General features: G+C 64.3%; 8 protein-coding genes. 4 read left to right on the forward strand and 4 right to left on the reverse strand.

Annotated elements, in window-relative coordinates:
• Positions 1-207 precede the first annotated feature (207 nt).
• From ACWIQA_RS01150 to ACWIQA_RS01165, 4 genes are all read left to right on the forward strand, one after another.
• Complete coding sequence (locus ACWIQA_RS01150) at positions 208-2,889, forward strand: TonB-dependent receptor (protein ID WP_448581231.1); 2,682 nt, start codon at positions 208-210, stop codon at positions 2,887-2,889.
• A gap of 55 nt (positions 2,890-2,944) precedes the next feature.
• The gene (locus ACWIQA_RS01155; protein ID WP_448581232.1) at positions 2,945-4,693 is read left to right on the forward strand and encodes a DUF885 domain-containing protein; all 1,749 of its coding nucleotides are present in this window, start codon (positions 2,945-2,947) and stop codon (positions 4,691-4,693) included.
• 380 nt (positions 4,694-5,073) lie between these two features.
• Positions 5,074-6,096, forward strand: a complete 1,023-nt coding sequence (locus tag ACWIQA_RS01160) for a right-handed parallel beta-helix repeat-containing protein (protein WP_448581233.1) — start codon at positions 5,074-5,076, stop codon at positions 6,094-6,096.
• A 188-nt stretch (positions 6,097-6,284) separates the two neighbouring features.
• A complete protein-coding gene (locus ACWIQA_RS01165; RefSeq protein ID WP_448581234.1) occupies positions 6,285-7,202 on the forward strand; it encodes a cyanophycinase in 918 nt (305 codons plus the stop codon).
• Here the strand turns inward: ACWIQA_RS01165 and ACWIQA_RS01170 are convergent.
• The 4 genes from ACWIQA_RS01170 to ACWIQA_RS01185 all read right to left on the reverse strand — a co-directional run bounded on the left by ACWIQA_RS01170 (position 7,199) and on the right by ACWIQA_RS01185 (position 13,737).
• Entirely contained in the window at positions 7,199-8,278 is a 1,080-nt protein-coding gene (locus ACWIQA_RS01170) for a tyrosine-protein phosphatase (RefSeq protein WP_448581235.1), read from the reverse strand. The two genes, ACWIQA_RS01165 and ACWIQA_RS01170, sit on opposite strands and share 4 nt — an antisense overlap.
• Positions 8,278-10,902, reverse strand: a complete 2,625-nt coding sequence (locus ACWIQA_RS01175) for a TonB-dependent receptor (RefSeq protein WP_448581236.1) — start codon at positions 10,900-10,902, stop codon at positions 8,278-8,280. The genes ACWIQA_RS01170 and ACWIQA_RS01175 overlap by 1 nt, the downstream gene beginning before the upstream one ends.
• A 204-nt stretch (positions 10,903-11,106) precedes the next feature.
• Positions 11,107-12,063, reverse strand: a complete 957-nt coding sequence (locus ACWIQA_RS01180) for a Coq4 family protein (protein ID WP_448581237.1) — start codon at positions 12,061-12,063, stop codon at positions 11,107-11,109.
• A 126-nt stretch (positions 12,064-12,189) separates the two neighbouring features.
• Positions 12,190-13,737 carry an AbgT family transporter gene (locus ACWIQA_RS01185; RefSeq protein WP_448581238.1) on the reverse strand — a complete coding sequence of 516 codons (1,548 nt, stop codon included), beginning with the start codon at positions 13,735-13,737 and terminating at the stop codon, positions 12,190-12,192.
• Positions 13,738-13,781 lie beyond the last annotated feature (44 nt).

Genomic DNA, 13,781 nt, shown 5'->3' on the forward strand with positions numbered 1-13,781 from the left:
GCCGCTCCTTGGGACCAAGCGCGCATCGAGACAAGGCCGCGCCGGTCGCGTTGATGCGCGTTTGCAGCCAGCCGTTGCAACATGGCCACAGGCGCGGCAAACCCGCATCAACGCGACCGGCGCGGCCTTGTCTCGATGCGCGCTTGGTCCCAAGGAGCGGCACCAATCATCCCCGGCGAAAGGGGAGGTTCCTTGGGAGATCTTGTCATGCGCACTCTTCTTCGCACCAGCTGCGCTCTTGTTGCGCTTGCGCTTCCGGCCCTTGCGGCCGCGCAGCAGCCCCCCACTGCGGCAACTGCTACTCCCGAGGCCAGCGGCGAGATCATTGTGACGGCCACCCGTCGCGCCCAAGCGCTTTCCGACGTGCCGATCGCCGTGTCTGCCATCGGCGAGCAGCAGATCGTCAATTCTGGCGCCACCGACCTCAGGTCGCTCAACCAGCTTGCCCCCTCGCTCCTCGTCTCAGGCGCGACTGCCCAAGTCAATTTCACGGCCCGGATTCGCGGGGTTGGAACCGTCGGCGAAAACCCGGGCATTGAAAGCTCCGTCGCGCTCTTCATCGATGGTGTCTATCGCTCGCGCACGGGCACCGGCCTGGGGGACTTGGGCGAAGTCGAGCGCGTGGAAGTGCTGCGCGGGCCGCAGGGGACCCTCTTCGGGCGCAACGCATCCGCTGGTCTCATCTCGGTGACCACCAAGCAGCCCCAGTTCGACACCGAGCTCGGTGGCGCTGTCACCTACGGCAACTATGACAATATCCGCCTCGAGGGCATGGCGAATGCCCAGCTGGTCCCGGACCGGCTCGCGGTCCGCCTCGATGCGCTCTACCACAAGCGCGACGGCTTCATCGAAGACACGCTTTCCGACCGCAGCTTCAACAACCGCGACCGCTGGATGCTGCGCGGCCAGGTCCGCTGGGAGCCGACCGACACAGTCTCGGTGCGGATCATCGGCGACTATATGAGCGCGGATGAGCAATGCTGTGCTGCAACCGTCCAGACTCCCCGAGGTCTTGCCCGCGATGCGGATGGCAATGTCATCATCACGCCCAACCCGCTTGCCGGGATCATCACAGCGCTTGGCGCGCGCGTCCCCTTTGGTGCGAAATATGCTGTCGCCATTACGCCCGGCCGGGACTATGCTGCGATCACCAAAGACTGGGGCGTCTCGGGTGAAGTGAATTGGGATCTCGGCTTCGGCAATCTCACATCGATCACCGCCTGGCGGGACTTCAAGAACACGCAAGGACAGGATACGGACTTCGAGGATCTCGACATCTGGTACCGAGACTCGCTCGAGCGCCGCTTCAAGACCTTCACCCAGGAAGTCCGCCTCCAGGGTGAGGCCTTCAACGCCCGGCTCGACTGGCTCCTCGGCGGCTATTTCGCGAACGAGAAGCTGCGCACCGAAGATGACATCCGCTTCGGTGCGGACATCGAGCGCTATGGCGACTGCCTTGTCGTTGCCGGAATTGCGCCTGGAACCCTCAACCCGGCGCTGCCCCGTTGCACCACGCTGCCGCCCTCAGTCTGGCCGGGCTATGCCGGCCTGGCTGCTGCCTTCGGCACGCCGCGCCTGCCTGGAACGGGAGTCGGCGACGGGACCTTCTTCGCCCACAAGAGCCGCAACTATGCCTTCTTCACGCACAATGTGATCGACCTTGTGCCCGACCGGCTCTTCCTGACGCTCGGCGCCCGCTACACCAACGAGAGGAAGGAGATCGACGGCGTCTTCAACATGACGAATAGGCTGTGTGCTGCGTTGCGCAATGTCGCCAGCGGGGCCGCTGGCCTCCCTTGTGCCATTAACGCAACGGCCGGCCCGGGAATTGCGGCCAATGACCCGAACCGGGTGCGGGGCGAGGATGAGTTCACTGGCACGGTTGTCCTCTCCTGGAAGCCTGTCGAGGACCTCATGGTCTATGGCTCCTGGGCGCGCGGCTACAAGGCTGGCGGCTTCAACCTCGACACCTCTGCGCTCGATATTGTCTGCAACCCGGCGGCCGGCACGCCGGCCCAGCAGGCGGCCTGTGCCGCGCAGCTGGCGCGGCCGGCCAATACTGTCGGCAACGCCCGGCCAGAGGCGATCGACCTGCAGTTCAACCAGGAGACGGTGGAAGCAATCGAGCTTGGGGCCAAATTCTCGCGCCCCGGCTTCAGCGCCAACCTTGCCCTGTTCCGCTCTGCTTTCTCCGACTTCCAGCTCAACACGTTCAACGGGGTCAATTTCGAGGTCACGAACACCGCGGGATGCCGCGATGATCTCGGTGGTGCCGACCGGGACCCCAACCCGGCAACGGGCGCCTGCGCTCCTGACCGGCTGAAGCCCGGGGTGGTTGCCAAGGGCGTCGAACTCGAAGTGTTTGCAAGCCCCGTCGAGGACCTGGCAGTCACCACCGGCATCACTTACGCAGAGACGAAATATGCAAACGATCTTGTCGGCACAGGGGGGCGGCCGCTGTCGCCTGTCCTCTTCCAGCTGCCAGGCCGGCAGATCTCGAATGCGTCTCCGCTCGTCGTTACAGGTTCGCTCACCTACAATCCGCCGCTCGGCAACCGGGGACTGCGCGGTCTGTTCTATGTCGACTTCCGGATGCAGGATGACACCAACACTGGCTCTGATCTTGATCTTGAGAAAGTGCAGGACAGCTTCATTGTCGTGAACGGCCGGCTCGGCATTCAGGGCAATGATCGCCGCTGGTCGCTCGAACTGTGGGCCCAGAACCTGTTCGACACTTACTACCAGCAGATCGCAGCCGACATGCCGCTCCACGGCTCGGGCACCTTCCGCGCGGTGGCCGACGGCCGGATTGCCACAGCAAACCAGCTGTTCCTGAACTTCCCCGGCGAGCCGCGGACCTTTGGCGTGACTGCCCGGGTCCGCTTCTAGAGGCCTTCGGGGGCAGGCTTGCCCTGCCCCCTTGGCTTTCCTAAGGCGGGCTGGCATGACCCGCCTTCCCCTGGCGCTGGCCGCCGCCGCGCTTCTCGCCACCTCCGCTCTCGCCAGCCCGAAGGCGGAGTTCGACTCGCTCCTTGCGGACCACTGGCGCTGGGTTCTGGAGGCCAACCCGGTGTTTGCGACATCGGTTGGCGTGCGCGATTTCGATGGCCGCCTCAATGATCTCTCGGTTGCGGCGATGAACCGCAATGCAAGGCAAGCGGAAGCCTTTGCGCGCCGGCTTGCGGCTATCGACACCAAGGCGCTCGAGGGCCAGGACCGCATCTCGGCGGACATTCTTGCTCGCCTGCTTGCCCGCGAAGTCGAGGCCAATGGCTTTCCGGCCCGCACCCGCCTGTTCACCAACCGCGAGGGCTGGCACACCAGCTTCGCCACTCTGCCCGAACGCCTGCCCTTCTTCACGAAAGCCGATTACGAGAGCTATGTCGCAAGGCTTGAGGCCTTTCCGGCGCATGCCGACCAGGCCATCGCGACAACGAAGCTCGCGGCTTCGAGCGGCTGGGCGCTGCCCTGCGTTGTGCTCGACAATTTCGCGGCAACCGTGCGCGCGGTGGCAGCGCCTGTGCCCGAAAGCCGCTTCTGGAAGCCCTTCGCCCAGCGCCCGCAAACCATTGCCGCGGCCGACTGGACCCGGCTCTCGGCCCGGGCGCGCGCGGCGATCGAGAAGGGCGTGAACCCCTCCTATCTCCGCTTCGCCGACGCCTTCGAGCGCGACTATCTCCCCGCCTGCCGCAAGGAAGTCGGTATTTCGGCAGCACCGGGGGGCCGGGCCTACTACCAGTGGGCGGCGCGCGAGCAGACCACGACCGACATGACTCCCGACGAGATCCACGCGCTTGGCCTCTCGGAAGTCGCCCGGATCCGTGCCGAGATGGAAGCGGTTGCGAGGCGCGCCGGCTTTCCTTCCCGCGAGGCCTATATCGCCCACTTGCGCACCGATCCGCGCTACTATGCGAAGACGCCCGAGGAGCTGATGGCGGCCGCCAGCTACTGGGCCAAGGTGGCCGATGGCTGGATGCCGCGCCTCTTTGGCAAGCTGCCGCGCCTGCCCTATACGCTCCAGCAGATCCCGGCTGAGACTGCGCCCTATACGACGACGGCCTATTACCAGCCCGGCAGTGCTGCCACGGGGCGCGCCGGAGTCTATTTCCTCAACACGTCGAAGCTCAACGAACGGCCCCTGTTCGAGCTTCCCGCGCTCACCATTCACGAGGCGGTCCCAGGCCACCACCATCAGATCGCACTTGCCCAGGAGCTCGATCTCCCACCCTTCCGGCGCCACCTCTCCCGCTTTACGGCCTTTATCGAGGGCTGGGGCCTCTATTCGGAGCGGTTGGGGATCGAAATGGGTGTCTATGCCGACCCCGCGCATGACATGGGCCGGCTTTCCTATGAAATGTGGCGTGCCACCCGCCTTGTTGTCGACACCGGCATGCACTGGAAAGGCTGGTCGAGGGACCAGGCAGTCCAATATATGCTGGAGAACACGGCGCTCTCGGCCGCCAACATCGATGCCGAAGTCAACCGCTATATCGCCTGGCCGGCCCAAGCGCTGGCCTACAAGGTTGGCGAACTGAAAATCCGCGCGCTGCGCAAAGAGGCGGAAAACGCGCTTGGCGCCCGCTTTGATCTTCGCGCTTTCCATGACGCCATCCTCGAGAATGGCGCCATTCCCCTGGATATTCTTGAAGCGCGTGTCCGCACCTGGATTGCGCGCGAAAAGGCGAAGGGCTGATCGCAGCAGGCCGACCCCGCCCCCTCCCGCAGCAGACAATGGGACAGGCCGCGAGGGCCTGCCTCACGCGCATCGCGACAGGGTACAACTGGGCAAGGCCTCGGCCAGCTCCCGTGCTGACCCCCGTTTCTGGCTACTGGCGGAAAACGCAACCGTTGTTTACAAAGTCTCCGGTTATCCTTCAAAGATTTACCTAGATTCTCCTTCAAGAGAACAATCATCAATCATTGAACAATGTTGAGGTAAGGGGATTGACTGTTACCGGATCATCATAACGATTGAGTTTTATTTGGGGCTTCTGGCGCCGTCACCTGCCACCAGACAGTCGGAGGGTGATCAATCCTCCTCGCTGTTCGGAATAGCTTGGCAGGAGTCCAATCATGAAGACAGTCGCAACCGCCGCGCTCGCTGCTGCGCTGGTCGCCCCCGTCCTTGGCCCGGCGCCACCCAGTGCCTTCTCCGCCTCTGCGAGCTCGGTCCCAATCATCCCGTGCTCGGAACTGCCCGCCTATATCCGCACGGCCCCTGCAAGGGCTGTCGTGCAGATCACTGGCACCTGCACCAATATGGAACTTCGCAACCGCCGAGACCCGCTGACGGTCATCGCTGGGAACGCCCGCGGGCCTTCGGCGACGATCGTTGGCTTGCGCCTCCTGCAGATCCAGAATCTGCAGTGGGTGGGGGGTGTCATCGAAGCGATCGGGGGTGTGGCGCCGACCACCAACTGGCAGCATGAGCGCGGCCTCAGTGTCGATCACTCGCATCACCTGCGCTTCTCGGGGGTCACCTTCCGCAATGCGATGCGGGGTGCCACCTTCACGCGCTCGACCAATGTGAGCGTGGTCAATTCGGAATTCACCCGCCTGCGGTCTGACGGTGTCAATCTCGCGGATGTGACGGGTGCTCTTGTCTCGGGCAATCGTTTCACGGGCTTCAGCCCGCTCCCGACGACATGCACCTATCCCGACGGCCAGGTCGTGCGTGGCCTCAGCCGGTCAGCCTGCACTGCCGGCGGCGGCAGCTGGGTCGATGGCGACCACCCGGATGCCGTGCAGATGTGGGGCCGGATCGAGAATGTGGAAGTCAGCCGCAACCAGGTGTTTGCCCCAAACCCAGGCTGGACTCAGGGGATCACCAATTTCGGCACACCGACCAGCACCACCCATCGCGTGCGGGTCATCGCCAACCGCGTGATTACGGACAGTTCCAACGGTATCGTGTTCCTGAACTGTGTCGATTGCGTGATCCGCGACAATTTCGTCGACAAGGCCACGACCACCCGGCTGCATGTGGTGCGCCTGCGCTATTCCGGAGAGAGGGTCATTGCCTGCAACAATGTGAACCCGGACGTGGCCCAGAATGCCGCCTGGGCGCTGCAGGGGCATGAGCCCTGCATCAACTGACCCGACCCTTGCCCTGGGCAAGGAAGTGCAGCAGGCCCGCCCCCGAGCTTGCGGGGCGGGCCTTGCCCTGGGGAGCCGGCCGGAGGGCTTCCGCTGGCCGCCTCTCCTGCCATCGGGGGTCGCGCCCGCTGTTGATAGATGCGGATGTTGTGCTTGCAGCAGCCGGCGGATTGGCGCAGCGGCGGGGTGTGCAACGCGCTTTCGCTGCCGTCATCGCGCTGGTCGTCTGGGCTCCAGCAGTTGTCGCAGGGCCGCTGGTGATTGCTGGCGGCGCGATCGCTGAGGACAATGCAGCGGTCATCCGCGCGGTCCTCGATCGCAGGCCTCAAAACGCGCCTGCCATTGCCATCATTCCAGCAGCGTCGGCAGCGCCAGCCGAGGCGCTTGCCCGCAGCGCTGCCCTGTTCCAGCGCCATGGCGCTCTGCCGGAGGATATCGTCGCCATCCGGCTCGCGGTCGTCGATGACCCGACGACGGCGGAAGACGAGGCCGACTGGGCTGCCCGCGCGAGTGACCCGCAAACGCTTGCGTTGCTCGAGGGTGTGGGCGCCATCTGGTTTACGGGCGGTGACCAGTCGCGCATTATGGCGGCTCTTGTCGCGCCGGACGGCAGGGCGACTCCCCTCCTTGCGGCCATCCGCGCTCGCCACCGCGCTGGCGCTGTCGTCGGCGGAACATCTGCGGGTGCGGCCGTCATGTCCGACCCGATGCTGACGGGAGGCGATCCGGTCGCGGCCGTCAGCCCTGGCCGCGGTGAGGCCGTGACCATGGCTGCTGGCCTTGGCTTTCTTGCTGGCGCCATCGTCGACCAGCATTTCGATGCCCGCTCTCGCTTGCCGCGGCTGCTCGCCGCACTTGCAAGCCTGCCGCCCCGTCAGCGCCTCGGCTTTGGGATCGATGAAGACACGGCGCTCATTGTTTCCGAAGGCACGGCGATGGTCGCTGGCAGGGGGCTTGTCACCTTCGTTGATGGAAGGCGCGCGCGCTTGCGCCGTGGACCGGGGGTCCGTGCCACTGGCCTTGCACTTCACCTGATGGCCGAAGGCGATGTTATGCCGCTTCCTGCCAAGGTCGGCCCAGCGGCAGCCAGGAGAAGGGAATTCTAGTTCGGGCGCAGATAGCGTGAGCGCAGCGCCTGGATGTCGGCTGCGCGCAATTGCAGCACCTTGTGCACATAGGCGTCAAAGCCGCCGGGGGAGGTGTCGATCACATCGAGTGCTGCCTCGATATAGGCCCGTTCGGCTGCGAGCAGCACCTTGACCACTTCGGGCGGGAGTTTGCGGAACATGGCGAGGCTTGGATCCTCTGACGCTCCGGCAGCGGGCGGCTTATAATAGCGGTTGGAGAGGAGATAGTCTTCGATGATTGTCTCGCGGTCGACGCCGAGGAGTTTCAGGAGGAGTGCTGCTGCCACACCTGTGCGATCCTTGCCGGCCGAGCAGTTGAAGGCAAGCGGTGCCTTTCCTTCGGCGAGTGCGCGGAACATCTGACGATAGTCGGCGGCGAACTGGAAGGGAAGGTCGCGATAGAAGCGGATGAACATCGCCTGGGCAGTCGCAGCCGTTGGCGGGCCCGAAGACAGGAGGGTGCCGAAGCCCTGCATGTCGACCTCATAGTCGCGGGTGATCACGGTTGTGGCTGCAGCAAGCCGGGAAGTTGCCCGTTCGCGCTCGGAAGTCGACCGGAAGTCGCAAACGGTCGTGATCCCGAGCTTCGAGAGATAGGTGAGATCGGCCGCCGTCAGCCCGGACGGATCGCCCGAGCGGTAGAGCTGGCCCCAGGCGACCCGGTCCTTTCCGGCCGGGTAGCCGCCAAGGTCACGGAAGTTCTGGCCGCCTTCAAGCGGCAGGACCCGCTCGGCCACCCGCAGTTGGCGCCCGCTCGCGTCGCGCAGCAGGAGGTAGGGGCGCGGCGCAACTGGTGCTGGCACCCGCATCATGTCCCCCTCGATGGTGGCGGGAACAGCCCGGGCGCGTTGCCAGCGTGCGTCTGGATGGTCGGCCAAGCGGACGGCCACTGGCGCCTTGAGTCCCGTCCAGCGGACGAGAAGGGTATCGCCTTCGCGTTCGGCGCTGGCAGAGGGGGCAGGAGTGGACGCCTCCTGCCGGGCAAAGACGGGTGCAGGCAGAAGCGACGAAGCCGCGGTTGCCGCAACGACGAGAAGCACAAGCAGCGCTGGCATCAGAAATTCACTTTGATGCCTGCCATGTAACGCCGCCCGATCTGCTCCACTTCGACCGGGAAGGCCGGTTCATTTTCGAACACTTCGTAGATGGCATTGGTCAGGTTCGCGAAATCGGCGAACAGCACGAACTGGCTGGAGAGCGCATAGCGCAGAGTGACATCAAGATTGCCATAGGCGCCGCGGATCTCATCCGCGAGTTCCCCCTGGGTTCCAAAGCCACCGAGCGTGTCTGGCCAGTCTGATCGCCACTGGTAGGAGATGCGGGCCGAGGTCCGACCTTTCTCGTAAAAGAGCGAGGCATTGACGACGGCATCTGATGTGCCGGGGAAGGGCGCCCCCGCGCGCCCAGGCGCATCGAATGACCCCCCAAGCAAGGCCACATTGCCCTGGAAGCCGAGCCCGTCCCAGGGTGTGGGAAGCCCGCTCCACTGCTGCTGATAGTTAAACTCGACGCCGTAGAGCTTGCCCCTTTCCCCGTTGAAGGTGGAGATGAACTGGTAGTCGGAGCGGTCTTGCCCTGGCGTGTCATAGATGTCGCTGCCGACGATCGATCGGCCCGTGTAGAGCACATTCTTGACCAAGCGGAGGAAGCTTGAGACCGAGGCGATACCGCCCCCCGGCAGATAATATTCGAACGCAGCATCAACCCCCCAAGTATATTCCGGCTTGAGGAGAGGATTGCCGCCCGTCACCGTGCCTGGCGTCGAGGTGTCGTTGATCGATGCTCCCACTCGCACTTCGCCGAACGAGGGGCGGGCGGTTGCGCGTTGCACCGATCCGCGCAGGACGGCGTTGGGTGTCAAATCCATCTTGGCCGAAAGACTTGGGAACCAGTCTGTGTAGCGGTTTTCGACCTCAAGCGGCCGGGGCGTGCCCGTCCCGATGCGCACGAAGCCGAAGATGTCTTGTTCGAAGCGTTCCAACCGCAGGCCCGCCACCAGTTGCAGCCGGTCGAAATCGAACAGTGCCTGGCCGTAGCCGGCGTAGAGCCTTTCCTCGATGGTGTAGAGATCGGTTGGCGCGACATTATTCTCTGGCCGGTAGATGCCGGCGGCCTGCAGCCGGGTGAGGATGGGACGGAGATCCCGGAACAGGCGCGGATTGTCGACGATTGCGACATCGAACCCGCGCGGAAATCGCGAGTTCCAAAGCTTGTTGCGCACATATTCGCCAGGAGGGAGGATGGCACCGATCCCGGGCAGGAAGGGGGTGAGCGGCAGGGTGTTGGAGGCGGAGATGGTGTTACCGTCGATGAACCGGTCATCGTGCTGGAAGCCGCCCGAGAGCTTCACTTGCCCCAATTGCCGGGCGACGTCGAGCTTCGCTGTCCAGGTGGACGACCGCGTTTCCTGGACGACGGGGAGGAAGATCTGGAAGTCATAGGCGCCCTGGTCGAGGAAGCTGCGCTTGGCGCCGCGCGTCCAGGTTCCCGGCGTTGCACCAGGCACGGTGTTGAAGAGGGTGACGATTGGGAAACGCCGATTGTCTGAAAGGTCATAGTCAAGCGATGGCCGCAGACCCCGATTGTTGGCCTGCTGCAGGAGGATGGGAAGATAAGTCGTGTTCTCGGTCTCCACATAGGCAGCGCGCCACTCGATGTCCCATCCTTCGTTGCGATGGTCGCCACCCAGAATCGAAACCCAATTGTTGTTCCGATAATCGCCGTCGGAAAGCGTGCCCCGGGCCTGGACTGCGTTCAAAGAGCCGGAATCGACACCCCGGATGCCGCCTGGCACGGCGGTTCGGAGCTGGAACACATATTGGTTGCGCTGCTCATCATCATTGAACTCGGTATAGGTGGTCCCGAGGAAGAGCTTCGTGCCTGGGTTCGGCTGCCACTCGGCACGCGCGAACAGCCCGTTGTTCTCGCGCTCGAGGATGTAGGACCGGAAGTCGAGGATGGTTGGCGCATTGCCGGAGTCGTAGGAGGCCTCGCGATTGTCCGTCGTCTGGTTGCGCTTGTAGTTGGCGCCGCCAAGTACGAAGCCGAGCTGCTCGTTCGCCCAGGAGGCCCGAAGATTTACCTGGCGCTGGATGCCAAGCCCCAAGCCCATGAGGCCGAGTCCGACATCGCCGGCAAGAGCGAAACCCTCTGCTCCAAGAGGCGAGAAGGAGCGAAGATCCACCTGCGCCACCACGGCTTCTGCCGGCATTTCGGCAAGCAGCGACTTGTTGACGGCGATTGAGGACAAAAGGACGGCAGGAACGGAATCGAAGCGGAATGCCCGGGTCGAGCCGCCTTCATCCACTCCGACCACTGGAACCCCGTCGAACTTGACTGTGGTCCAGCGGTTCGGTGCCCCCCGCACCTGGATGTAGCGTTCCTGGCCCTGGTCTCGCTGCACGGCAACGGCTGGCAGCCGGGCAAGCGCTGCGGCGACATTCTGGTCCGGAAAGCGCCCGACGGTGTCAGCCGAAATGATGTCCACGCGGTTGAGCGCATTGCGCTGCTCCTCGAGCGCCTTGCGCTGCGCATCGAGGATGGGTGCATAGACGATGATGTCTTCCGCCTCTGCTGCAACCGGAGCTGCAGAGACGCCCGCTACCGGCTGGGCCGCACAAGGGGCGACAAGGGGCAAGAGGCCACAGGAAAGACAAGCTGCGCGCAACGGATATGGCATGTGGCCCCCTTCATGGTCTCGCAGGGCGGACCTTAGGGATCGTCCATGACGGTTCCGTTACTACCCTGTTGCGTTGCAGCGACATGGGAGAGGGGGTTTGGGCATGCCAAAGCCTCAGGAAGGGCGGACCCGAGAGCGCGTTGCACACCGCGTGAACGGGGTGCGGCTGCACGCGCCCGTCGGCCCAGGGGCGCGAAATATGGTCTAGGCTGCCTTCTGCGCCCGTTCCAGATCCTCGAACATGGCTGTGGTTGCACTTTCGAACGGGCGGATGCCAAGTTCGGCCCGGATCGCCGGGATTGGCTGGTCGAGCAGGCGATGCCAAGGTGTGTGGATGAGGGGGGGCGTTGCCCGGCCGTGGCGCCAGCCATCGAGCATGACATGAAGCATGGGCTCTGCCAACGGCGGGGCGTGGAAGGCAAGGAGTGTTGCAACTGTCGCCAGGAAGCGGGCCGAGTAATTCTGGCCGAACTGGGCGAGCTGGAAGCCGGAGATCGCCACTTCCCCGGCACCCGTAAAGCCATAGCCTGCAACAAGGTGCCAGATGTCATGCAGCTGGAGGATGCGGCGGTTGGTGCGGTTTTGCGCCGGGTAGGGGCCGGGAAGCACGACCGTGTCGGCATCAATCACTTCCAAGTCATAGCCCTGGGCTTCCAGCATGGTGAGGAGCGCAGTGCCGAGGCTGTCGGCGGCGCGGCCGGCGAGATCGGCGGTCTTCATGCGCACCTCCGGCTCCCGCAAAAGCTCGACGACACACGGCCAGTCGAAGAGGGCTGCCTCAGAGCGCGCAAGCATGTCCGAATCATAGTGGGTGCCAAGCGCCACTACGCTCGCCGTGAAGGCCAGAGGATCAACCGGGCCTTGAGGCATGACGGCTGCAATCGCCCAGAACGCGTCCCAAAGCGGCCGGGGGAGAGTGCGCTCGGCCGGCGAGCCTGTGGCAAGGAAGCCAAGATCGGCCGCAAGCGCCTCGGCGCGTGCGTCTGGCGGAACATCGAGGGCGCGGGCGAGGGCGTCGAAGACGGCCGGGACGGCGCGCGGATCAACGAAGGCCGTGTGCGCCATGAGCGCGGCGGCTGCCCGCTCGAAGCCGGCGTGGAGGTTGATGCGCCCGCTTTCCACTTCCGCCTCGAATAAGGCGCGAACCTCTTCTCCACTCATGCCTGCCCTCCTGCCCGTGACAGCCTTGCGAACATGGGATGCACGCGGGAAGGCGACAAGAAGGGCCAGTCCTTTTTGCTTGCGCGTGCACGGGGGAACGCAGGCGAGGTGGCCGTGCCGCTTGCGCTAGAAGCCAAAGGGGATCCTGCCTGCGAAGAACAGCACCAGAAGCGCCGACCAGGACAGGAGGAACGCCACCGAATAGGGAAACATCATCACGAACATCTCCCCAAGCGTGAAACCTGGCACATAGCGCCGCATGAAGGCGAGGATGACACCGGCATAGATCATCATGGGGGTGATGATGTTGGTGACCGAATCGCCGACCCGGTAGGCGGCTGCCACAACATCGGGTGTCATCGCTGGATTGACGGTGTAGAGCATGGGCACGAACATCGGACCCAGGAGCAGCCACTTCGACGTAAGCCCCCCGACCACGAGATTGATGAGCGCTGTGAGTGCCACGAAGGCGAGCAGCAGCAGGATTGGGGCCTGCTCTAGCCCCAGCGCGATGAGGCCACTTGCCCCAAGGTGGGTCAGGAGCGCCCCCAGGCCGGAATAGGTGAAGAGGGAGAGGGCGTTGTAGGCGAAGAAGGCAAGCACGATCACATAGCCCATCGTGTTCATCTGCTTGACCATGCCGGTCACCACATCCTTGATGCTGCGGAAATTGCCCGAGCCGAAGCCGAACGCTGCCCCGACGACCAGGAACACGAAGCCGATCAACAGCACCAGCCGCTCAAGATAGGGCACGACCCGCTGCCCGGTCTCAGGATGGTCGAAGGCCTGAAGAGGCCCGGTTGCCAGCAGCCAGAGGACTGCGAGCGCGGCGAGAAGGCCAATTGCGGCCCACCGGAGCCCCCGCCGCTCGGCATCCGTCAGCGCGAATTCGCCGACATCGAGATCGGCTGGGAGCTCGAACGGCACGGACTGCAGGCGCGGCTCGACGAACCGGTGTGTCACCAAGGCGCCGACGGGGGCGAGCACGAAGACCGAGGCGGCAGTAAACCAGTAGGTCATCGTCGGCGGCGTGAGCGTCTGCCCGACCGAGCCGAGGAAGGGCACACCCTGCGCTTCGGCAAAAGCCCGGGCGTTTACGCCCATGATGACATCGCTCGTCGTGCCGGGAATGAGGTTGGCAGAAAAGCCCGCGGAGACCCCCGCAAAGGCGGCTGCCATTCCAGAGAGCGGATGCTTGCCAAGCGAGGCATAGAGAAGCCCCGCAAGCGGCACCAGGATGAGATAGCCGGCATCGGAGGCAAGCGAGCTCATGACGCCCAAAAAGACGACGGCAAGGCTCAAGAACCGTTCTGGAATTCCCGCTGCCGCGCGCTTGATGAGGGCGCCCAGAAGCCCGGAATGCTCGGCAACGCCGACGGCCATCACAATCATGAGAATGATGCCAAGCACGCCGTTGCCAAAGGCGAGCCAGTTCTGGACGATCATGTTGTCGAAGATCCAGAGCACATGGGTGCGTTCTGACATGTCGCGGATGGTCTCTGTGACCGTGCCGCCAGTCGGGCTTCTCGCTTCATAGCGAAAGCCGCCCAGTGCCACCGAGGCGAGGAAGAAGATCGGCCACAGGGCCATGAAGATGACGACCGGGTCGGGGATCAGCCGGGCAATCTTCAGGATGCGCCCCTCGGCGCTGGCGACGGTTGCGACATCGTTCATGGAAGGCGCCTGTGCCCGGGTGCCGGGCTGCTGTCGAGACATCT

It is taken from the genome of Thermaurantiacus sp. (genome assembly GCF_053487655.1).